The sequence below is a fragment of the Amaricoccus macauensis genome (assembly GCF_014201905.1).
Lineage (GTDB): Bacteria > Pseudomonadota > Alphaproteobacteria > Rhodobacterales > Rhodobacteraceae > Amaricoccus > Amaricoccus macauensis.
This window is the reverse complement of record NZ_JACHFM010000003.1, coordinates 531423-551710: the sequence shown is the minus strand read 5'-3', so window position 1 is coordinate 551710 and position 20288 is coordinate 531423. Positions and strand designations below refer to the sequence as shown.

Annotated in this window: 20 protein-coding genes and 1 riboswitch; of the genes, 14 read left to right on the top strand and 6 right to left on the bottom strand. The window is 68.5% G+C overall.

Annotated elements, in window-relative coordinates; genetic code table 11:
* Positions 1-72 precede the first annotated feature (72 nt).
* From HNP73_RS16425 to trpA, 3 genes are all read right to left on the bottom strand, one after another.
* Positions 73-684, bottom strand: a complete 612-nt coding sequence (locus tag HNP73_RS16425) for a 50S ribosomal protein L25/general stress protein Ctc (protein WP_184152089.1) — start codon at positions 682-684, stop codon at positions 73-75.
* Between the two features lie 134 nt (positions 685-818).
* Entirely contained in the window at positions 819-2141 is a 1323-nt protein-coding gene (locus HNP73_RS16420) for a TAXI family TRAP transporter solute-binding subunit (RefSeq protein WP_184152086.1), read from the bottom strand.
* A gap of 110 nt (positions 2142-2251) precedes the next feature.
* Positions 2252-3043: a tryptophan synthase subunit alpha gene (gene trpA, locus HNP73_RS16415; protein WP_184152083.1), complete on the bottom strand. Its 792-nt coding sequence runs from the start codon at positions 3041-3043 to the stop codon at positions 2252-2254.
* A gap of 148 nt (positions 3044-3191) precedes the next feature.
* Here trpA and ychF point away from each other — a divergent pair, with 148 nt between their 5' ends.
* On the top strand, positions 3192-4289 hold the full coding sequence (gene ychF / locus HNP73_RS16410; protein ID WP_184152080.1) for a redox-regulated ATPase YchF: 1098 nt from the start codon (positions 3192-3194) through the stop codon (positions 4287-4289).
* A gap of 97 nt (positions 4290-4386) precedes the next feature.
* Here the strand turns inward: ychF and HNP73_RS16405 are convergent, their stop codons facing one another.
* A complete protein-coding gene (locus tag HNP73_RS16405; protein ID WP_184152077.1) occupies positions 4387-4623 on the bottom strand; it encodes a DUF6324 family protein in 237 nt (78 codons plus the stop codon).
* A 123-nt stretch (positions 4624-4746) separates the two neighbouring features.
* Positions 4747-4848, top strand: a riboswitch (TPP riboswitch).
* A 40-nt stretch (positions 4849-4888) separates the two neighbouring features.
* Between HNP73_RS16405 and thiD the strand changes: the two genes are divergently transcribed.
* From thiD to HNP73_RS16345, 12 genes are all read left to right on the top strand, one after another.
* A complete protein-coding gene (gene thiD, locus HNP73_RS16400) occupies positions 4889-5695 on the top strand; it encodes a bifunctional hydroxymethylpyrimidine kinase/phosphomethylpyrimidine kinase (RefSeq protein WP_184152074.1) in 807 nt (268 codons plus the stop codon).
* Positions 5692-6669: an FAD-dependent oxidoreductase gene (locus tag HNP73_RS16395; RefSeq protein ID WP_184152071.1), complete on the top strand. Its 978-nt coding sequence runs from the start codon at positions 5692-5694 to the stop codon at positions 6667-6669. The genes thiD and HNP73_RS16395 overlap by 4 nt, the downstream gene beginning before the upstream one ends.
* The gene (gene thiS / locus HNP73_RS16390) at positions 6647-6844 is read left to right on the top strand and encodes a sulfur carrier protein ThiS (RefSeq protein ID WP_184152068.1); all 198 of its coding nucleotides are present in this window, start codon (positions 6647-6649) and stop codon (positions 6842-6844) included. Before HNP73_RS16395 ends, thiS begins: the two co-directional genes overlap by 23 nt.
* A 3-nt stretch (positions 6845-6847) precedes the next feature.
* Positions 6848-7621: a thiazole synthase gene (locus tag HNP73_RS16385; RefSeq protein WP_184152066.1), complete on the top strand. Its 774-nt coding sequence runs from the start codon at positions 6848-6850 to the stop codon at positions 7619-7621.
* A 225-nt stretch (positions 7622-7846) separates the two neighbouring features.
* Positions 7847-8443 (top strand): thiamine phosphate synthase, encoded by a 597-nt coding sequence (locus tag HNP73_RS16380; protein WP_184152063.1) that lies wholly within the window; start codon positions 7847-7849, stop codon positions 8441-8443.
* Positions 8440-9429 (top strand): HesA/MoeB/ThiF family protein, encoded by a 990-nt coding sequence (locus HNP73_RS16375; RefSeq protein ID WP_184152061.1) that lies wholly within the window; start codon positions 8440-8442, stop codon positions 9427-9429. The genes HNP73_RS16380 and HNP73_RS16375 overlap by 4 nt, the downstream gene beginning before the upstream one ends.
* On the top strand, positions 9426-10364 hold the full coding sequence (locus HNP73_RS16370) for an ABC transporter substrate-binding protein (protein ID WP_184152059.1): 939 nt from the start codon (positions 9426-9428) through the stop codon (positions 10362-10364). The genes HNP73_RS16375 and HNP73_RS16370 overlap by 4 nt, the downstream gene beginning before the upstream one ends.
* Entirely contained in the window at positions 10361-11053 is a 693-nt protein-coding gene (tenA, locus tag HNP73_RS16365; protein ID WP_184152056.1) for a thiaminase II, read from the top strand. The genes HNP73_RS16370 and tenA overlap by 4 nt, the downstream gene beginning before the upstream one ends.
* Complete coding sequence (locus HNP73_RS16360; RefSeq protein ID WP_184152053.1) at positions 11050-11772, top strand: ABC transporter ATP-binding protein; 723 nt, start codon at positions 11050-11052, stop codon at positions 11770-11772. The genes tenA and HNP73_RS16360 overlap by 4 nt, the downstream gene beginning before the upstream one ends.
* Positions 11769-12506, top strand: coding sequence for an ABC transporter permease (locus HNP73_RS16355; RefSeq protein ID WP_184152050.1), 738 nt, complete (start codon positions 11769-11771; stop codon positions 12504-12506). Before HNP73_RS16360 ends, HNP73_RS16355 begins: the two co-directional genes overlap by 4 nt.
* Positions 12507-13004: 498 nt before the next feature.
* Positions 13005-13763, top strand: coding sequence for a LuxR C-terminal-related transcriptional regulator (locus HNP73_RS16350; protein ID WP_246399865.1), 759 nt, complete (start codon positions 13005-13007; stop codon positions 13761-13763).
* A gap of 108 nt (positions 13764-13871) precedes the next feature.
* Positions 13872-14873: a UDP-glucuronic acid decarboxylase family protein gene (locus HNP73_RS16345; protein ID WP_184152048.1), complete on the top strand. Its 1002-nt coding sequence runs from the start codon at positions 13872-13874 to the stop codon at positions 14871-14873.
* A gap of 487 nt (positions 14874-15360) precedes the next feature.
* Here the strand turns inward: HNP73_RS16345 and HNP73_RS16340 are convergent, their stop codons facing one another.
* Together HNP73_RS16340 and HNP73_RS16335 are read right to left on the bottom strand one after the other, a co-directional pair.
* The gene (locus HNP73_RS16340) at positions 15361-16743 is read right to left on the bottom strand and encodes a dipeptidase (RefSeq protein ID WP_184152045.1); all 1383 of its coding nucleotides are present in this window, start codon (positions 16741-16743) and stop codon (positions 15361-15363) included.
* Positions 16744-16783: 40 nt separating this feature from the next.
* Positions 16784-18334, bottom strand: a complete 1551-nt coding sequence (locus HNP73_RS16335; RefSeq protein WP_221288721.1) for an AbgT family transporter — start codon at positions 18332-18334, stop codon at positions 16784-16786.
* A 148-nt stretch (positions 18335-18482) separates the two neighbouring features.
* Here HNP73_RS16335 and HNP73_RS16330 point away from each other — a divergent pair, with 148 nt between their 5' ends.
* Entirely contained in the window at positions 18483-20288 is a 1806-nt protein-coding gene (locus HNP73_RS16330) for an SLC13 family permease (RefSeq protein ID WP_184152042.1), read from the top strand.

Genomic DNA, 20288 nt, shown 5'->3' with positions numbered 1-20288 from the left:
CCGCGCGGGTAAGGCGCGGCGCGTGGGGATGTAGCACAGGCGCGGGCGAACGTCAGCCCGCGCGGGTGAGGATCACTCCTCCTCGGCCTCGTCGCTCTCGTTCTCTTCCGAACGCAGACCGGACGGCGCCTGGATGTTCGCAATCGCGAAGTCGCGGTCGGTGATGACCGGCGAGGTGCCCGCGGGCAGCTTCACATTGCTGATGTGGATCGTGTCGTTGATCTCGGCGCCCTCGAGGTCGATCGTCACCTTTTCCGGGATCTTGCCGGCGGTCACGAACAGCTCGAGGTCGTGCCGGACTTCCGTCAGCACGCCGCCGCGCTTCAGGCCCGGCGACTTCTCGCGGTTCACGTACTCGATCGGAATGTGCAGCGAGATGCGCGTGCGGTCGGTGAGGCGCATGAAGTCGATGTGCGTCGGCAGGTCCTTGACCACGTCGCGCTGCACGCCGCGGCAGACCACCTTGTTGTCCTTGCCATCAACCTTGACGTTGATGAGCTTCGACAGGAAGCGGCCGGCCTTCAGCTCCTTCAGGAGCACATTGAACTTCACGGCGATCGCCTGCGGCTCCTTGCCGCCGCCGTAGATCACTCCGGGAACGAATCCCTCGCGACGCGTTTGCCGAGCGGCCCCCTTGCCGACTCCCTCACGCGCCACGGCTTCGAGAACTGGTGTCTCTGCCATCGTGGCAACTCCTATTGGACTGTCAGACGCGACCTTCCTCCAAGGGTGCAAGGCCGCGAGGCGCGGTCCATAGACGATTTCGGGGCAAAGGGAAAGGGCTTCCGGGCCCGCACGCGTGGTGTGGCGCGTGATGTTCAGGCGCGGGCACGGCCAAGCCCCGCGCGGCGTTCGGCGATGCGGCGGCGGACGAGGTCGAGGTGGACGCGCATGGCGTAGGCGTATTCGCGGTAGCTCGGTGGCAGGCGGGTGCGGGTCACCTGTCCCTCGATCGCGTCGAGCTGGCCGGCGAGACGGTCGAGGGTGGCCGGGTCGTTCGCCACCGCCGCCTCGCGCTCGACGGCGCGAAGCTCGGGGTAGTGCCGCCAGATCCGGCCGCGCATCCGCCACTGGTAGAGGCTCGGGGCGATGCGGAAGACCGGGATGAAGATGACGAGGAGCGGCACGAGGAGCAGCGCGAACTTGCTGATCTGCGCGCCGATCCAGTACGGCAGGAAGCGGTTGAACGGGTTCGGGCCCTTCTCGATCAGGCTCGCGGCCTGCGGGTTCAGGGCCATGTCGGCACCGATGGTGGAAGGGAACTGGCCTTCGCGGGTGATGAGATCACGACCCGAGTGGACGGTGCGCGCCGCCTCGACCAGCCGGTCGACGAGTGCCGGGTGCAGGTCTTCGCGGCCGACGAGGCGCGCGACCATTGCCACGAGGTCGACCCGCTCGTCCGGGCGGCGGGCGGCATAGTCGAAGCTCGCCGCCGGAATGTCGGTCAGCTCGACGAAGGGGAGCCGGCGCACGAGCGCCTCGGGATCGCGGATCGAGAGCGCCCTGAGAGCCGGGTCGGCAACGAGGCGCTGCAGGTAGGGCGCCGTCACCGGCCCGACGAAGACGCCGATGTCGATCGTGCCGGCCTCGAGGGCGGCGGCCGAGTCGGTGGAGTTCATCGCCTGGAGATCGAGGGGCCCGGCGTCGATGCCGAGGGTGGCGAGGGCGGCCTCGACCACGAAGCGCGTGCCGCTGCCGGGGTCGCCGGCGGCGATGGTGAACCCCTGCCAGCGCGAGGGGTCGGCCGGGTCGGGCACGGGCCCACGTCCGAAGATCCAGAGCGGTTCGAGAAACATCGTGCCGAGTGCCGAGAGCGGCGCCTCGGGGGGCACCGGCACGCCGCCCTGGACGAAGGCGACGTCGGCGGGGGCATCGGGGCGGGTCAGGGCGGCGACGTTGGCGACCGAGCCCGGCGTTTCCTCGATCGTTGCCTCGATGCCGTCGCGGGCGAGGATGTCGCGGTACTGCTCGGCGAGGGCATAGTAGGCGGTGCCCGGCCGTCCCGCGGCGAAGCTCACCCGGTCGGGGGGCGTCAGGTCGAGGAGCCAGACCGCGAGCACCATTGCGCCGACTGCGCCGAGGACCGGCAGGAGGTAGGGCCGGATCCAGTGCCAGCGCGGGTCGCGGTCTTCATCTGCCAAGGGGCCGAGCCTCCGGTTGTTCGCGTCACCGGAAACCTAGGCCACCCGGCGGCCGAGGCCAACCCGGGACGCCAACCCGGGCGGCCAGCCCCGCGCGCGGAGCCCCGGCGTCAGCCCGCGTGGGTCGCGTCGGCGAGGCCGCGGACGAAGGCGAGGATCGCATCGACCGGCTCTCCGGCGGCGATCTTCTCGACGATCGCCGAGCCCACCACCGCGCCGTCGGCGACGGACGCGATGTCGCGGGCAGCCTCGGGGGTGCGGATGCCGAAGCCGACGCAGATCGGCAGCGAGGTGCCGGCCTTGATCCGGGCGACTTCCGGGCCGACAGAGGCGGCGTTCGCCGTTGCCGAGCCGGTGATGCCGGTGATCGACACGTAGTAGACGAAGCCGGAGGTATTCTGCAGCACCCTCGGCAGGCGGCGGTCGTCGGTGGTCGGCGTGGCGAGGCGGATGAAGTCGATGCCCGCGGCCTGCGCCGGCAGGCAGAGCTCGTCGTCTTCCTCGGGCGGCAGGTCGACGATGATGAGGCCGTCGATGCCCGCGGCGGTCGCCTCGGCGAGGAAGCGCTCCACCCCGCGGGAATAGATCGGATTATAGTAGCCCATGAGCACGATCGGGGTCTCGTCGTCGCCCTCGCGGAAGGCGCGGACCATGTCGAAGGTCCGGTCCATGGTGTGGCCGGCATCGAGCGCGCGCTGGCCGGCCTTCTGGATCGCGGGTCCGTCGGCCATCGGGTCGGTGAAGGGCATGCCCATCTCGATGACGTCGACGCCCGCCGCCGGAAGGCCGCGCATCACCGCGAGCGAGGTCTCGTAGTCGGGGTCACCGGCCATCACGAAGGAGACGAATGCCTTCGTTCCCTTGTCGCGCAGCGCCGCGAACCGCTTGTCGATGCGTGTCATTCCCCCGCCCCTTTCCGGTTTCGCCTTCTGTGGGACAGGTATGGCGCGGAATCAAGCCGCCTCGATCCCCGGTGCCTGCCGACCGCGTCAGCTTGACCCCGGCGCGTTCGGCGCCATAAGGGGCGCCGAACCTTTGGGAGGCGCCGGGATGGCCTTGAAGATCGGGATCGTCGGGCTGCCGAACGTCGGCAAGTCGACGCTGTTCAATGCACTGACGCGGACGGCCGCCGCACAGGCGGCGAATTTTCCGTTCTGCACCATCGAGCCGAACGTCGGCGAGGTGAATGTCCCCGACCCGCGCCTCGACCGGCTCGCGGGGATCGGCAAGAGCCAGAAGGTGATCCCGGCGCGCATCACCTTCGTCGATATCGCGGGCCTCGTGCGCGGCGCCTCGAAGGGCGAGGGTCTCGGCAACCAGTTTCTCGCGAACATCCGCGAGTGCGACGCGGTCGCCCATGTGCTGCGCTGCTTCGAGGACTCCGACGTGACCCACGTCGAGGGCCGGGTGGACCCGGTCGCGGACGCGGAGACGGTGGAGACCGAGCTGATGCTCGCCGATCTCGAGAGCGTCGAGAAGCGCCTCGCCGGGCTCCAGCGCAAGCTGAAGGGCGGCGACAAGGAAGCGGCCGATCAGGCGCGGCTGCTCGAAGCGGCGAAGGCCGCGCTGGAGGCGGGCAAGCCCGCGCGCACCGTTGCCGTCGCCGACGAGGACGCGCGCACCTGGCGGCTGCTGCAGCTTCTGACCGCGAAGCCCGTGCTCTACGTCTGCAACGTCGAGGAAGGCGCGTCGGCGACCGGCAATGCCCAGTCGGCGCGGGTCGCGGACCTCGCCGCAGCGGAGGGATCGGGCGTCGTCGTCATCTCGGCGGCGATCGAGGAAGAGCTTGCGCAGCTCGAGGACGCGGAGCGGGCGGAGTATCTCGAGTCCATGGGCCTGCACGAGGCCGGGCTCGACCGGCTGATCCATGAGGGCTACCGGCTGCTCGGCCTCGCGACGTATTTCACCGTCGGGCCGAAGGAGGCGCGGGCCTGGACGATCCCCACGGGGGCGAGCGCGCCGCAGGCGGCGGGTGTCATCCACGGCGACTTCGAGCGCGGCTTCATCCGCGCCGAGACGATCGGCTTCGACGACTATGTGAACCTCGGCGGCGAGCAGGGCGCGAAGGAAGCCGGGCGGATGCGCTCGGAGGGCAAGGCCTACCGGGTGCAGGACGGCGACGTGCTGCACTTCCTGTTCAACGCCTGATTTCGGCCGCGCCGTTCCCGCAGGGGAGCGGCGACACCGGCGCCGGGGCGCGAGCACGGCGCGCGCGTGAAGGCCCGCTCCGCCGCTCGGCGGAGCCTCAACGGCCTTTGCGGCCCTTGCCTTGCGGGGCGGATTTTCCCCGCGCCGGGTTGCGCGTGGCGCGCGCCTGCTGGGCGGCGGCGCGCAGTTCCTCGGCAATCTCGTCGGCCTCATCCGGGTCGAAGTCGAGTGGCAGCTCGAACGCCTCGGTTTCGATGTAGAGGCGGACCATGCCAAGCGACGTCGGACCGATCTGAAGGTTCGCCGACACTTCACTCTCGCGGTTGATCCCCATGCGCCTGACCGTTTCCTGCTGATCTGCCTCTCGTTTTGCGGCCCCGGCGCGGCGGGTGCAAGTGGCGATCGCTCGGATGAACCTTCCGCGATTGAACCTCCCGATTGACTGCGGTAGGGTTGTCACAATCCGTTGGGGTGCCCTGTCGAGGGGCTGAGAGGCGCGAGCCAACCCATCGAACCTGATCCGGACAATGCCGGCGTAGGGAACGGGCCAAGCTTGAGAGCTATAGCCACCCTATTCCGGCACCCATGGGAGTCGAGGAATGGGCGTTGCCAAGGCGCTGACGATTGCAGGGTCGGACTCCGGCGGTGGCGCCGGGGTGCAGGCGGACCTGAAGACCTTCTCCGCGCGCGGCGTCTATGGCGCGAGTGTCCTGACGGCGATTACCGCGCAGAACACCCGGGCGGTGACCGCCGTGGCGGAGGTCTCGCCGGCGATCGTCGCGGCACAACTCGACGCGGTGCTCGCCGATATCCGCATCGACGCGATCAAGGTGGGGATGCTGTTCTCCGCCGCGATCATCGGCGAGGTGGCGGAGCGACTGCGGAGCTCTCAGGCGCCGGTCGTGGTCGATCCGGTGATGGTGGCGAAATCCGGTGACGCGCTGCTGGAGCCGGCGGCGACCGAGGCGCTGGTGGCGCGGCTGCTGCCGCTCGCGGGGCTGCTCACCCCGAACCTGCCGGAGGCCGCGCGCCTGCTCGACTGCCGCGAGGCGGTCACCGTCGCCGAGATGACCGAACAGGGCGACGCGCTTCGGGCGCGGGGGGCGCGCGCGGTCCTGGTGAAGGGCGGCCACGGCGCGGGCGAGATCTGCACCGACGTGCTGGTGACCGGCGACAGCGATCCGATGCTGATCGAGGCACCGCGGCATCCGACGCTCAACACCCACGGCACCGGCTGTTCCTATTCCTCGGCGATCGCGGCGGAACTCGCGAAGGGCCTCGGGATCGGCGACGCCGTCCGGGTGGCGCACGACTGGTTGCAAGGCGCGATCCGCGCGGCGGACAGCCTCGGGGTCGGCGGGGGACGCGGGCCGGTGCATCATTTCCACGGAGTCTGGCCGGCATGACACGGCACATTCTCGGAGCCGGCGTGATGGGCCTCGCACTCGCGAGCGAGCTTGCGGGTCGCGGTGTCGCGGTCAGTCTGCACGACCGTGGCGGCGCGCCGGGACCGCACGCCTGCTCGTGGTGGGCGGGCGGCATGCTCGCGCCGTTCTGCGAGGGCGAGACCGCCGAGGAGCCGGTGGTGCGCCTCGGGCAGGAGGCCGCCGGCTGGTGGCGGGCGCATGGCGCGGAGGTGACGGCCGGCGGCACGCTCGTGGTGGCGCTCGGGCGCGACGCGGGTGAGCTGGCGCGGTTTGCCCGGCGCACGGCTGGCCACGTGAGCCTCGATGGCGCTGGCGTGACGGCGCTCGAGCCTGATCTCGCCGGGCGCTTTGCAAGGGCGCTGCACTTTCCCGACGAGGCGCATCTCGCGCCCCGGCAGGCGCTCGCTGCGCTGGCCGCCGGGCTTGCCGCGCGGGGTGTCGGGATCGAGATGACGGCGCCCGAAGTGGTGGATTTCGACTGCCGCGGGCTCGCGGCGAGGGATGCGCTCGCCGACCTGCGCGGGGTGAAGGGCGAGATGCTGGTGCTGCGCACGCCCGACGTGACGCTGTCGCGGCCGGTCAGGCTGCTGCACCCGCGGATCCCGCTCTACGTGGTGCCGCGCGGCGACGGCGTCTTCATGCTGGGCGCGACGATGATCGAGTCGGGCGAGCGCGGGCGGATCACCGCGCGCTCGCTGCTCGAGATGCTGACCGCTGCCTGGGCGCTGCATCCGGCGTTCGGCGAGGCGGAGGTTCTCGAGATCGGTGTCGATGCGCGGCCCGCGTTTCGCGACAACCTGCCCCGGATCAGGCGGCGCGGCGGGACGATCTATCTGAACGGGCTCTTTCGCCACGGCTTCCTGCTCGCGCCCGCGATGGCGCGGATGGCGGCCGATCTGGTGACCGAGGGCCGGAAGCCGGAGGTGATGGATGAAGATCGAGCTGAACGGTGAGGCGCGCGAGGTGAGCGCCGGGCAACTGGCCGAGGCGCTGGTCGAGCTCGGTTACGGCGGGGCCACGGTGGCGACGGCGGTAAACGGTGCCTTCGTGCCGGTGGCCGCGCGGGCGGAGAGGATATTGTCAGAGGGCGACCGGCTCGAAGTGCTGGCGCCGCGGCAGGGAGGCTAGAGAATGCCGGTCTTCTATGGCGTCGAGGTCGCCTCGCCGCTTCTGCTCGGGACGTCGCAGTATCCCTCGCCCGCGGTGCTGACGGAGGCGTTTCGCGCCTCGGGCGCGGGGATCGCCACGGTCTCGCTCCGGCGTGAAGCGGGTGGCGGCCGGGCGGGCGAAGACTTCTGGGCCATCATCCGCGAGCTGGGCGTCCGGGTGCTGCCGAACACCGCCGGCTGCCACAGCGCGCGCGAGGCGGTGACGACGGCGCAGATGGCGCGCGAGGTGTTCGGCACGCCGTGGATCAAGCTTGAGGTGATCGGTCACACCGACACGTTGCAGCCCGATCCCTTCGCTCTGGTGGAGGCGGCACGGACGCTTTCGGCCGACGGGTTTCAGGTCTTTCCCTACATGACCGAGGATCTGGTGCTCGCCGACCGGCTGCTCGACGCGGGCTGCGAGGTGCTGATGCCCTGGGCCGCGCCGATCGGCACCGGGCTCGGGATGGTCAATCCCTACGGGCTCCGCGCGCTGCGCGAGCGGTTTCCGGGGGTGCCGATGGTGGTGGACGCTGGGCTCGGCCTGCCGAGCCACGCGGGCGCGGTGATGGAAATGGGCTATGACGCGGTGCTGCTCAACACCGCCGTGGCGAAGGCCGGCGACCCGGTGGCGATGGCGCGGGCTTTCGCGCTCGCGGCCGAGGCCGGGCGGCTTGCCGTGGGGGCCGACCCGATGCCCGCGCGCAGCATGGCCGCCGCCTCGACCCCGGAGATAGGGAGGGCGTTTCTCGAATGAACGGGGAGCAAATTTTCGGCGCGACGAGCGCAAACACTGCTTTCGCCGTCCCGACGGCAGGGAACCCGGAAGCCGTCAGGGGTGAGGATTTCTGCGGAAGGGTGCCATCCGGCCGCGATCGCCCCGGCGGGCGCGGCAACGCGCTCACCTGCCAAATCCGTCGCTCTTCGCCGTTTCAACGACCGACCCGGCCGGGGTCAGCCTCAACGCTGGAAAGCAAGCCGCATGACACTTGACCGGTTCTACCCGATCTTCCCCGACGCCGCCTGGATCGAGCGGATGCTGCCGCTCGGCGTGACGTTCGTGCAGCTTCGGGCGAAGGATCTGAGCGAGGACGAGACGCGGGCGGAGATCGCCCGGGCGCAGGCCGCCTGCACCGCTGCGGGCGCGACGCTTGTGGTCAATGACCACTGGCAGCTCGCGATCGAGGAGGGCTGCGACTTCGTGCATCTCGGGCAGGAGGATCTCGACGACGCCGACGTCGCGGCGATCCGCGATGCGGGAGTCCGGCTCGGGATCTCGACGCATGACGTGCCCGAGCTCGACCGGGCGCTGGCGCTCGCACCCGACTACGTGGCGCTCGGGCCGGTCTACGCGACGAAGCTGAAGTCCATGCGCTTCGGGCCGCAGGGGCTCGAGCGGGTGGCGGAATGGAAGCGGCGGGTTGGCGACATGCCCCTCGTCGCCATCGGCGGCTTCACCATTGACCGCGCGCCGGGCGCGTTCAGGGCGGGTGCTGACGTGGTCTCCGTCGTGACCGACATCACCCTCGATCCCGACCCGGAAGCGAAGGTCCGCGCCTGGCTGGAGGCGACGCGATGAGCCGCTATGCCCGGCAGATCGTGCTGCCCGAGGTGGGCGACGCCGGGCAGGCCCGCCTTGCCGCCGCCCATGTGCTGGTGGTCGGCGCGGGCGGGCTCGGGGTGCCGGTGCTGCAATACCTCGCCGGTGCCGGCGTCGGCGCGATCACCCTCGTTGATCCCGACCGGGTGGAGCGCGGCAACCTGCACCGCCAGACGCTTTTCGGCGAGTCGCGCATCGGCCTGCCCAAGGCGGAAGCCGCGGCGGCGGTGCTCGCCGATCTCAACCCGGAGGTGCGGGTGACACCGCTCGTCACCTCCCTCGATCCGTCGAACGCGCCCGGCCTCGTGGCGGCGGCTGACGTGGTGCTCGACTGCGCCGACAGCTTTGCCGCGAGCTATGTGCTGTCCGACGCCTGCCTCGCGGCGGCGAAGCCGTTCATCAGCGCCTCCGCCCTCGGGCTCGGCGGCTATGTGGGCGGCTTCTGCGGCGGCGCGCCGTCGCTTCGGGCGGTCTTTCCCGACCTGCCGGAGCGCGCGGCGACCTGCGCCACCGCCGGTGTGCTCGGCCCGGTCGTGGGGCTGCTCGGGATGCTTCAGGCGCAGATGGCGCTCGGGATCCTCCTCGGACTCGCGCCGAGCCCGCTCGGGCAGGTGGTGAGCTACGAGGCCGCCGGCCTGCGCTTCTCGGGCTTCCGTTTCGACGGGGCGCCCGAGCCCGAGCACGCGCTGCGCTTTCTCGCGCCGGGCGCGATCGAGGCGGGCGATTTCGTGGTCGATCTGCGCGGAGCGGAGGAGGCTCCGGTCCCGGCCGCCCCGCAGGCGCGGCGCGCCGGGGTGGAGGCCGTCACCGACGGGCCGCTCCCCCTCCCCGGCCAGCGCGCGGTCCTCGCCTGCCGCAGTGGTCTGCGCGCCTGGGCCGCGGCCCGGCGCCTCGAACGGGTCTGGGACGGCCCGATCCTTCTTGTCGCCATGGGCGACCCAGTGCCTGCCTTGGAGGCCTCATGAAACTTGCTACCTTCGTTCTCGGTCTCTGCCTCGCCGCCCAGCCGGCGCTGGCAGCGGACAAGCTCACGCTGATCCTCGACTGGTTCGTCAATCCGGACCACGGACCGATCGTCATCGCGCAGGAGAAGGGCTATTTCGCCGACCAGGGACTCGACGTCGAGGTGGTCGCCCCCGCAGATCCGGCCGATCCGCCGAAGATGGTGGCTGCCGGGCGTGCCGATCTCGGCATCACCTATCAGCCGCAGCTGCATCTGCAGGTCGCCGAGGGCCTGCCGCTGAAGCGCGTCGGTACGCTGGTGGCGACCCCGCTCAACTGCCTGCTGGTGCGCGAGGACGGCCCGATCCGGTCCATCGCCGATCTCAAGGGCAAGAAGGTCGGCTATTCCGTTGCCGGCGTCGAAGAAGCCATGATCGGCGCGTTGCTGAAGCGCGCCGGTCTCACGATCGATGACGTGGAGATGGTAAACGTGAACTTCTCACTGTCACCGGCCCTGATGGCCGGTCAGGTGGACGCGGTGATCGGCGCCTACCGGAACTTCGAACTCAACCAGATGAATATCGAGGGCGTGCCCGGCCGCTGCTTCTATGTCGAGGAAGAGGGGCTGCCGACCTACGACGAACTGATCTATGCGGCGAACGCCGAGACGATGGACAAGGAGAAGATCGCCCGCTTCCTCGCCGCCACCGAGAAGGCGACCCAGTTCATCGTCAACCATCCCGAAGAAAGCTGGACGATCTTCGCCGGCACCTCGCCCGAGCTCGACGACGAACTGAACGCCCGCGCCTGGAAGGACACGATCGCGCGCTTCGCGCCGAGCCCCGCCGGGCTCGACGCCGGTCGCTACGCCCGCTTCGAGGCGTTCCTGAACGAGGCCGGACTGGTCGAGGGCATCCGCCCGGTGAACGATCTCGCGATCGACGTAGGTGCGCAATGAGCGCGCTCGCCACGCCCGGATACGGCCGGGCCTTCGCCTTCTTTCGCGAGGCAGCCGGGCCTGAGTGGGATGCCTACACCCGCCATGCCTTCGTCGAACAGCTCGGAGACGGCACCCTGCCGCGCGCGTCGTTCCTGCACTACATGCGGCAGGACTATGTCTTCCTCTTCAATTTCGCCCGGGCATGGGCGCTCGCCGCGGCAAAGTCCGACACCCTTGAGGAGATGCGCCACGCGGCCTCCACGGTGGCGGGGCTCGCGGAGGGCGAGATGGCGCTCCATGTGGAGGTCTGCGCCCGGGAGGGCATCGACAAGGACGCGCTGTTCGCGACCAAGGAGACGCAGGAGAACCTCGCCTACACCCGCTACGTGCTCGAGTCCGGCTATTCGGGGGATCTCCTCGACCTGCTCGCCGCCCTCGCGCCCTGCGTGCTCGGCTATGGCGAGATCGGCCTGCGGCTCGCGGCCGAGGGACGCGAAACGCCCTACGCCGAGTGGATCGCGACCTATGCGGGCGAGCCCTATCAGGCGATCTGCCGCGAGGTCGGCGCGCTCATTGACGGGGCGATCGAGCGCCGGCTCGGGGCGGACTTCACCGCCGTGCCGCGCTCCCGACGGCTGGCCGAGCGGTTCACCACCGCGACGCGGCTCGAGGTCGGCTTCTGGGACATGGGGCTCCGCGGCTCATGACGGCCCCGGCGGTCCGCGTCGCCGGACGCGGCGAGGTGGACGGCGCACCGCTCTTCGGCCCGCTCGACATCGTGCTGCCGGGCGGCCAGTGGACGTGTCTGCTCGGACCCTCGGGCGTCGGCAAGTCGACCGTCCTCAGGCTCATCGCCGATCTGCCGACGGGGGTGAGCTTCCTCGGCACGATCAGCGCCGAAGACGGCATGCCGCTGAAGGGCCGCGTCGGCTATATGGCGCAGAGCGACCTGCTGCTGCCCTGGCTCGACGTGACCGGCAACGTCGAGCTCGGCGCGCGGCTCCGGCACGAGAGGCCTGACGCCGCCCGCGCCGCGGCGCTGGTCGAGCGGGTCGGACTCGGGCCACGCGCCCGGCGGCGGCCGAGGACGCTCTCTGGCGGCGAGCGCCAACGGGCGGCGCTCGCCCGGACCCTGATGGAGGATCGCCCGATCGTGCTGCTTGATGAGCCGTTCTCGGCGCTGGATGCCGGCAACCGCGCGGCGATGCAGGAAACCGCCGCCGAGCTTCTCGCCGGGCGGACCGTGCTTCTCGTGACCCATGACCCGGCCGAGGCGGCGCGCCTCGGCCACCATATCCTGGTGATGACCGCGTCAGGCGTCATCCCGGCAGAGCCGCCCGCCCTGCCGCCGATCCGGCCTTTCGATGATCCGGGCACGCTTGCCTGTCAGGCCCGGCTCCTGACGCTTCTGAGGCGCGCGGCATGAAGCGGCTCCTCTGGGCCGCTGCCGCCACCGTTCTCGTTCTCGGGCTCTGGCAGGCGCTGGTGAGCCTTGCCGGCCTTCCCCCGTTCATCCTGCCCGGCCCGGGGCGCGTTGCGACGGCGCTCTGGAAGAACCGGGTGCTGATTGCCGACAACGCCGGGGTGACGATCCTCGAGGTGCTGCTCGGTCTCGTGCTCGGCACTCTGGTCGGGGCCGCGACCGCGATCGGCCTCGCGGCGTCGGCGAGCGCGCGGGCGCTGATGCGGCCGATCCTCGTCTTCTCGCAGGCGATCCCGGTCTTTGCGCTGGCGCCGATCCTGACCCTCTGGCTCGGCTATGGCATCGGCTCGAAGGTGGTGATGGCGGTGCTGATCATCTTCTTCCCCGTCGCCTCGTCGTTCCTCGACGGGCTTCTGACGACTCCTCAGGGCTACCTCGATCTTGCGCGCTGCATGGGGGCGCGGCCCGGCGCCACGCTCTGGCGTATCCGCGTGCCCGCAGCCCTGCCCTCGCTCGCCTCGGGGCTGCGGCTCGCCGCGGTCTACGCTCCGATTGGCGCGGTGATCGGCGAATGGGTCGGAGCCTCTCGCGGGCTGGGCTATCTGATGCTGCTCGCCAACGGACGGGCGAAGATCGACCTCATGTTCGCCTCCCTCATCGTCCTTGCGGCATTCACGATTATCCTTCACGCCCTGATTGATTTTCTGGCGACGCGTTTACAGTCGGACGCAAATTAAACTTGCGATTTACTTAAAACCCGTCGCAACCTGCGAAGCACCACGGCATTCTGCAAATCACCCACCCGGCGATTGGCCATTGGATACTCGCTCGTGCCAAACATCCTCCATTTCGGTCAACACGAGCGCAAATGGGTGATCTTGTGGGAAGAATCGCCAACCTAAGGACGATGGGCATCATCCAAAAGGATGAACCCGACGCTCTCAGCGCACACCCGAAAGGCGACTGGGAGATCATACAGACAGCTGTGGATAGTGACGATTTGGTGAAACCCCACCAAGCCAGTCTGCCGATTTGCCTATGAAATCAGGGGGGTCCGAGACAAACCGTCGCACAAGGAATCCGTCTCAACTACTGGGAGAGCATACGGCTAAGTTTTACGGGAGAATTAGTTTGCTCGCCGAATGACGCGTGATAGGGTGAGAGTGGGGAACGGGAGATGGTGGCAAGGGACAGAGCCGAGCCATCAACCCCATGTAACGGGGACGAGTACAAAGATGAATATGATGAAGGGCGATGCGTATATCGCCGAACCGATTGGTCATGGGAACTTGCATTCCGCGAACTCTGTTCGCAACCTCAAAAGGCCGGGGCGTTTTGTTGAAACGCTCGTTCTGATCGACCGGCGTGCACTTGAGCGCGATTGCTTTGTTCGCAGCATCGAGATGTCGCATCCGCGCGTTTCCGTCATCGGCTTTGGCAGCGTCGAGGAATGGCGCGAGTGCGGCAACGGCGCGGGTGAGCCGGCGGCCATTCTCTTCAACATCGGTAGCCGGCAGGTCTCCGACCCCGCGGTCGCACACGAACTGCGCGCCACACTCGAGAACGTGCGCCCGGTGCCGATGATCGTCATCGCCGAATCCGAGGATCTGCGCGACATGATCGCGGCCGTCGATTGCGGTGCGCGTGGATACATCCCCGCCAGCATCGGTTTCGAGTTCATCGTCGAGGCCATGCGCCTTACCGCGGCGGGCGGCATGTTCCTTCCGGCGGCGAGCGTGTTGTCGCTCCGTGACGTGATCCGGCCAAGGAGCGAGGCCGCCCCTGCGCTCGACAAGCAGTTCACTGCCCGTCAGCTCGACGTGGTGGACGCCCTGCGGCGCGGCAAGGCCAACAAGATCATTGCCTTCGAGCTCGACATGTCGGAAAGCACCGTCAAAGTGCACATCCGCAACATCATGAAGAAGCTCAGCGCCACCAACCGCACCGAAGCCGCGTTCAAGCTGAATTCCATGTTCGGCCCGGCCGACCACTGAAACGAATGGCGGCTCGGGCCGCGGTTCGACCGGATGGCCTTCGCAGACCACCGCGGCCTGGCAGAAGCATGCGGCACGGCACCTGTACCTTGTATTGCGAGTACCACGATGAACGAGAACCTTGTCTCCAAGCGCATCCTCGTGACCGGCGGCGCCGGCTTTCTCGGCAGCCATCTTTGCGAGCGTCTTGTCGCCGAAGGTAACGACGTCCTGTGCGTCGATAATTACTTCACCGGGCGACGGGCCAATGTCGCGCATCTGATGGATGCGCCGAACTTCGACCTGATCCGACACGACGTGACCTTCCCCCTCTATGTCGAGGTTGACGAGATTTACAATCTCGCCTGTCCGGCGAGCCCGGTGCACTATCAGTTCGACCCGGTGCAGACCACGAAGACCAGCGTGCACGGCGCGATCAACATGCTTGGCCTCGCGAAGCGGACCCGGGCAAAGATCTTTCAGGCTTCGACCTCGGAGGTCTACGGCGATCCAAGCCAGCATCCGCAGACCGAAGAATACTGGGGCAACGTCAATCCGGTCGGACCCCGCTCCTGCTATGATGAAGGCAAGCGCTGCGCCGAAACGCTGTTCTTCGACTATCGCCGCCAGCACGACCTTCGGGTGAAGGTGGCGCGGATCTTCAACACCTACGGACCGCGGATGCATCCGAACGACGGGCGGGTGGTGTCGAACTTCATCGTCCAGGCGCTGAAGGGTGAGCCCATCACGATCTATGGCGATGGCAGCCAGACCCGCAGCTTCTGCTACGTCGACGACCTGATCGAGGGGTTCGTGCGGCTGATGGCGACGCCCGACGACGTGACCGGGCCGATCAACATCGGCAATCCCGGAGAGTTCACCATCCGCCAGCTCGCCGAGACGGTCATCGACATGACCGGATCGCGGTCGCGGATCGTATCGCTGCCGCTGCCGGAGAACGACCCGAAGCAGCGCCGGCCGGACATCACCAAGGCTGGCGAAGTCCTCGGGTGGACGCCGGCCGTGGACCTCAGGATCGGCCTGCGCCGGACGATCACCTACTTCGATGGCCTGCTTGCCGGCTCGAAGACCGAGGCCAGCCCTGAGCTGTTCCTTCGCGCCGGGGAATAGACCGGAGAGAGGACGGCCGGGAACCGCGGCACGAGGGCCGCTCATGCCCTCTTCCCGCGCGCAGCCCAAGAGCCTCTGCGGACGGGCCGTCCGCGGCGACGACAGGAATGAGACGAGAGGCCCGGCTTCGCGAGGCGGATGCGTGCATCCGCCCACGGCCGGCGCCCGGGCCTCGGCGGCGTCGGCGTGTGTCCCCATTCGGGCGCGCCCATGCCTGACGTCGAGCGATCATGGCCCGCAGCTCTCGACCTTTTCGAGCGCTCGATTTCGGGCCGGTCGCACTGCCCTGACCACCAGGTGGAGCCGTCCGCAGGGACAGCGCTCCGGCTCCGTCCAGGCGGACGACGTTTCGGCACCCCCGAGGCGGCTCCGCGCCGCTGCGGGACGCGCACAAGCCGCGTGCGGTCTCAGGCTGCGTGTCCGGGCCGTGTTGTCCCGAAGTCACCCGTGGCCGGCGCCCCGGCCACGGGCAGCGGCCGGGCTCCTCCTACTCGGCCAGCGCGGCAAGGATCCGGGCCCAGGAGCGGATGCCCTTGTGGAAGCTCTCGAGCTCGTACTTCTCGTTGGGGCTGTGGATGCGGTCGTCGGCGAGACCGAAGCCCACCATCACCACATCGACCCCGAGCTTCGTCTTGATGAGGGTCGTCACCGGGATCGAGCCCCCGCCCCCGACGAAGGCCGCGTCCTTGCCCCATTCGTCTGTCAGCGCACCCTGCGCCTTCTGGAAGGCCGGCCCGGAGGTGTCGAAGGCGACGGCCGTGCCCGACCCGTGCTCGTGGAACTCGACCGAGCAGTCCGCCGGGATGCGCGCCTTGACATGGTCGCGGAACGCGGCGCGCACCTTGTGCGGATCCTGATCGAAGACCAGCCGGAACGAGACCTTGGCGTGCGCTTCCGCCGGGATCACCGTCTTGAAACCGGCCCCCTGATAGCCACCACCCATGCCGTTCACCTCGGCCGTCGGTCGGGACCAGGTCATTTCCAGAACCGAGCGGCCTTCCTCGCCCGCCGGCACCGAGAGGCCGACCTCACCGAGGAATTCCGCCGGATCGAAATCGAGCTTCGCCCAGCTCTCCTTCAGGCTCTCCGGCAGCTCCGGCACCCCGTCATAGAAGCCCGCGAGCGTCACGCGGCCGGTGTCGTCGTGCAGGTCGGCGAGGATGCGGGCGAGGATGTGGTTCGGGTTCGAGGCGGCCGAGCCGTAGAAGCCCGAGTGCAGGTCGCGGTCGGCCGCGCGCACCACGATCTCCTCGCCGCAGAGACCGCGGAGCGATGTGGTGATCGCCGGCGTCGCCTTGTCCCACATGTTGGTGTCGCAGATCAGCGCATAGTCGGCGCGCAGTTCCTCGAGGTTCGCATCGAGAAACGGCGGCAGGTTCACCCCGCCCGACTCCTCCTCGCCCTCGAGCAGGATCGTCACCGGGATCGGCAGCTTGCCGGTGACCTTCTTCCACGCGCGACACGCCTCGACGAAGGTCATGAGCTGACCCTTGTCGTCGGCTGTCCCGCGCCCGACCAGCATCTTCGAGCCGTCCGGGCGGGTGATGATCTTCGGATCGAACGGATCGTTCTCCCAAAGCTCGAGCGGGTCCACCGGCTGCACGTCGTAGTGGCCATAGAAGAGTACGGACGGCCCGGACCCATCCCGCTGGTGCCCCACGACCATCGGATGACCGGCGGTGTCGCGGACGCTCGCCTCGAAGCCGATTTCCGCGAGGTCCTTCGCGTGCCATTCCGCGCAAGCCCGGGTCTCTGCGGCGTAGTCGGGATCGGTGGAGATCGATTTCAGCCGGAGCGTCGCGAACAGCCGTTCGAGAGCACCATCCATATCGGCGTCGATGGTCGCGAGCACCTTTTCGAGATCAGACATATCTACCCCCAAGGGTTTCCGAGGTGTCAGGCCCGCGCCGTCAGCCCGGTCCGAGCGGGATGCCGAGCAGCGCCCAGGCCACGAGAAGCGCGGTCCAGAGGATGATGAGGATCACCGTGTAGGGCAACATCAGAGAGACGATGGTGCCGATGCCGGCGTCCTTCTGGTACTTGGCGGCGAAGCCCACCATGACGCCGAGGTAGACGTTGAGCGGCGTGATGACGTTCGCCGGCGAGTCGCCCACCCGGTATGCTGCGAGCACGAGGTTCGGATCGCTGCCAAGCCGCATGAAGAGCGGAATGAACACCGGAGCGAAGATCGCCCATTTCGCCACCGCGCCGGTGATGAGCAGATCGACCACAAGGACCAGCATCACGAAGATCACGAGATAGCTCGCGGTCCCGAGCGGCACCGTCTCAAGGAAATCGGCAAGGTTCGCCGCAAGCACGGTCGCGATATTGGTGAAGCTGAAGAATGCCACGAACTGCGCGATGACCAGCAGCAGGAAGATGAGCGACGCCATGCCGGAGAAGGTCTTCTCCACCATCTTGATCGCAGCCGTGAGGTCCTTGATCGTCCCGGCGCCCTTGCCGTAGCAGAAGCCCAGAGTGAAGAAGAGCAGGCTGATCTGGACGATGAGGCCGGTCATGAACGGCGAGCCGGAGAGGATTTCACCGGTCTCGGGATGCCGCAGCGGCGCTCCCGGCGGCACGAGCAGAACGCCGATGATGACGAGGTAGCCGAGCAGGCCCCAGCCCGACCAGCGCAGCCCGCGCGACTGGGACGGCGTCAGCCCCTCCTGCGCCTCGACCGGCACCCCACCCTCGTAAGGCCCGAGGTGCGGCTCGATCATCTTGTCGGTGATGATCGTGCAGACGAGCGCCATCACGAAGGACGACACGATCATGAAGTAGAGGTTGCCGACGAGCGTCACCTCCTTGGTCGGATCGACCAGCCGGATCGCGTCATTCGTCATTTCCGCGAGCAGGCCGTCGACGGGTGTCGAGAACAGATTGACGAGGAAGACCGCCGCAACGCCGGAGAATGCCGCCGCGAGCCCCGCAAGCGGGTGCCGTCCGAGGCTGTGGAACGCGGCCGCCCCGAGGGGCACCAGCACGAGATAGCCCGCGTCAGCGGCGAACGACGAGACGACGCCGAGCATGACGACGATGAAGGTGAAGATCGATCGAGGCGCAATCTCGACGACCTTGCGCACCAGCGTCGCGATCAGGCCGGATTCTTCCGCCACGCCGACGCCGACCATGGCGACGATGATCACGCCGACCGCGCCGAACCCCTGAAAGTTCGGCACGATCGAGGTGAACATGAAGCGGATGCCGTCGGCGGAGAGCAGGCTTCTGACCGTCGTGGTCTGCGTCACGACCTGGTGGGTGGCCGGGTCGATCGCCTCGTAGGTGGCCGCCCAGCCGATGAGGTTCAGGAAAACCGACAGGAGCACCACGATCGCGATCAGCATGAAGAAGATGATCGCCGGATGCGGAACCTTGTTCCCCGCCCGCTCGACGGTACTCAGGAAACGATCCATCATCCCGGGCGTACCGGACGCCACCGCCGGCTTCTGTGAAGCCATCCCCGCACCCCCTCGAGATGTCGCCTTATTGGCGAACCTTGGTTCGACTGTTAACTCAACCTGTGATTGCGAAAAGACTAGCATCCTCGCATTGCGCAGGCAAGCCATTCATGCAATCTGGCACTATCTCAGTGCCTGGGGGGAGCCGATGAACGAGATCTGGATGATCTTCGCGATCATCGTTGCGGTAATCGCGCTCTTCATCTGGGATCGCCTGCCGGTGATCGCCGTCTGCGTCGGCTGCGCGCTCGCGCTCTGGGCGACTGGCATCGTGACCTTGCAGGAGAGCCTCGCGGGCTTCGGCGACCCCGCGACGGTCTTCGTCGCCTCGCTGTTCGTGGCGAGCGCCGCGCTGGAGAAGACGGGCGTCACCGCCTGGACCGGGCAGGTGCTGATGCGCGGCGCCGGCGACAGCCGCAACAAGCTCATCGGTTTCATGATGCTGATCGTGGGCGTGCTCACCGCGCTCATCAGCGTCAACGGCGCGGTGGCGGCACTCCTGCCGGTGATCGTGGTGATGGCAGTGCGGTTGCAGCGGCCACCGTCGCAACTCCTGCTGCCACTCGTCTATGGCGCTCACTCGGGTTCGCTGCTGGCGTTGACCGGGACGCCGGTCAACGTGCTGGTGCTCGAAGCCTCGCTCGAGGCCGGCGAGCGAGGCTTCGGCTACTTCGAGTTCGCGCTGGTCGGGATTCCGCTGGTCATCGGCGGCATTGCCATCGCCATCCTGCTCGGGCCGCGGCTGTTGCCGGTGCGCGCGGTGCAGGCGCTGCCGCCGGATCTGAGCGACCACGCCCGGACCCTCGTCGAGCAATTCGGCCTCACGCATGACGTGCATCTGCTGCGGGTGCGCGCGGACTCACCCCTCGTCGGCAGCCAGCGTGCCGACCTTTTGCTCGCCGACTATCCCGGCCTGACGCTTCGGACCATGCGCGCCGCCGGCAACAGCGGCGCCCTGCGGCTCCGCATGATCGAGCCTGACGACGTGCTGCTGGTGCAGGGGCCGCCGGAGGAGATTGCCCAGCTTTGCCGCGACGCTCATCTGAGCCCGCGCACCGACCCCGACGATGGCGTGGTCGCGACGCTGTTCAACCGCGACTCGGGGCTGGCGGAGGTGGTCGTTCCACCCCGCTCCGCGCTCATCGGCCAGCGCATGTTCCCCGGGATGGTGACCCAGAGCGGTGATCTCGTGGTGCTCGCGGTCAGCCGTCAGGGGATCGACCTGCCGCAGGGCGAGCTCATTGCCGCCGGTGACACGATGCTGCTGCAAGGCACATGGGAGGCGCTCGACAAGCACCTCGCGCCGCCCGAGATCCTCGTGGTGAACTCGCCCGATCTGGTGCGGCGGCAGGCGCTTCCCATGGGACCGGGCGCGACGACGGCGCTCGGCGTGATGGCGGCCATGGTGATCCTGCTCGCCACCGGCCTCGTTCCGGCGGCGGTCGCGGGCCTGGTTTCGGCCGGGGCGATGCTGCTTCTCGGGCTGCTGTCGGTGCCGGAAGTCTACCGCGCCATCAACTGGACGACGGTGATTCTGGTGGGCGCGATGATGCCGCTGTCGACCGCGATCAGTTCGACCGGCGCGGCGCAGCTCCTCGCGGACGGACTGGTGCAGACCCTCGGCGATTTCGGGCCGCGGGCGCTCATCGCCGGTCTCTTCTTGCTGACCGCCATCCTCGGTCAGGTGATCTCGAACACCGCGACCGCGCTCATCATCATCCCGATCGCGGTGGTCGCGGCGCAGGACATGGGTGTCTCGCCGCAACCGGTGCTGATGGCCGTGGCGGTGGCGGCCGCGGCATCGTTCTTCACCCCGGTCGCGACGCCCACCAACCTCATGGTGATGGAGCCGGGAGGCTACCGCTTCGGCGACTACTGGAAGTTCGGCCTGCCGCTGATGCTGCTCTATTTCGTTGCGGCAGTCTGGCTCGTTCCGGTGATCTGGCGGTTCTGA

Excerpts from the sequence above, each read along its gene's own strand:
- HNP73_RS16340 (WP_184152045.1), bottom strand. The coding sequence starts at position 16,743 with ATGTCTGATCTCGAAAAGGTGCTCGCGACCATCGACGCCGATATGGAT.
- HNP73_RS16350 (WP_246399865.1), top strand. The coding sequence starts at position 13,005 with ATGAATATGATGAAGGGCGATGCGTATATCGCCGAACCGATTGGTCAT.
- HNP73_RS16405 (WP_184152077.1), bottom strand. The coding sequence starts at position 4,623 with ATGGGGATCAACCGCGAGAGTGAAGTGTCGGCGAACCTTCAGATCGGT.
- HNP73_RS16375 (WP_184152061.1), top strand. The coding sequence starts at position 8,440 with ATGAGCCGCTATGCCCGGCAGATCGTGCTGCCCGAGGTGGGCGACGCC.
- HNP73_RS16395 (WP_184152071.1), top strand. The coding sequence starts at position 5,692 with ATGACACGGCACATTCTCGGAGCCGGCGTGATGGGCCTCGCACTCGCG.
- thiS (WP_184152068.1), top strand. The coding sequence starts at position 6,647 with ATGAAGATCGAGCTGAACGGTGAGGCGCGCGAGGTGAGCGCCGGGCAA.
- ychF (WP_184152080.1), top strand. The coding sequence starts at position 3,192 with ATGGCCTTGAAGATCGGGATCGTCGGGCTGCCGAACGTCGGCAAGTCG.
- HNP73_RS16370 (WP_184152059.1), top strand. The coding sequence starts at position 9,426 with ATGAAACTTGCTACCTTCGTTCTCGGTCTCTGCCTCGCCGCCCAGCCG.
- thiD (WP_184152074.1), top strand. The coding sequence starts at position 4,889 with ATGGGCGTTGCCAAGGCGCTGACGATTGCAGGGTCGGACTCCGGCGGT.
- HNP73_RS16385 (WP_184152066.1), top strand. The coding sequence starts at position 6,848 with ATGCCGGTCTTCTATGGCGTCGAGGTCGCCTCGCCGCTTCTGCTCGGG.
- HNP73_RS16330 (WP_184152042.1), top strand. The coding sequence starts at position 18,483 with ATGAACGAGATCTGGATGATCTTCGCGATCATCGTTGCGGTAATCGCG.
- HNP73_RS16345 (WP_184152048.1), top strand. The coding sequence starts at position 13,872 with ATGAACGAGAACCTTGTCTCCAAGCGCATCCTCGTGACCGGCGGCGCC.
- HNP73_RS16425 (WP_184152089.1), bottom strand. The coding sequence starts at position 684 with ATGGCAGAGACACCAGTTCTCGAAGCCGTGGCGCGTGAGGGAGTCGGC.
- HNP73_RS16355 (WP_184152050.1), top strand. The coding sequence starts at position 11,769 with ATGAAGCGGCTCCTCTGGGCCGCTGCCGCCACCGTTCTCGTTCTCGGG.
- HNP73_RS16380 (WP_184152063.1), top strand. The coding sequence starts at position 7,847 with ATGACACTTGACCGGTTCTACCCGATCTTCCCCGACGCCGCCTGGATC.
- trpA (WP_184152083.1), bottom strand. The coding sequence starts at position 3,043 with ATGACACGCATCGACAAGCGGTTCGCGGCGCTGCGCGACAAGGGAACG.
- HNP73_RS16360 (WP_184152053.1), top strand. The coding sequence starts at position 11,050 with ATGACGGCCCCGGCGGTCCGCGTCGCCGGACGCGGCGAGGTGGACGGC.
- HNP73_RS16335 (WP_221288721.1), bottom strand. The coding sequence starts at position 18,334 with ATGGCTTCACAGAAGCCGGCGGTGGCGTCCGGTACGCCCGGGATGATG.
- tenA (WP_184152056.1), top strand. The coding sequence starts at position 10,361 with ATGAGCGCGCTCGCCACGCCCGGATACGGCCGGGCCTTCGCCTTCTTT.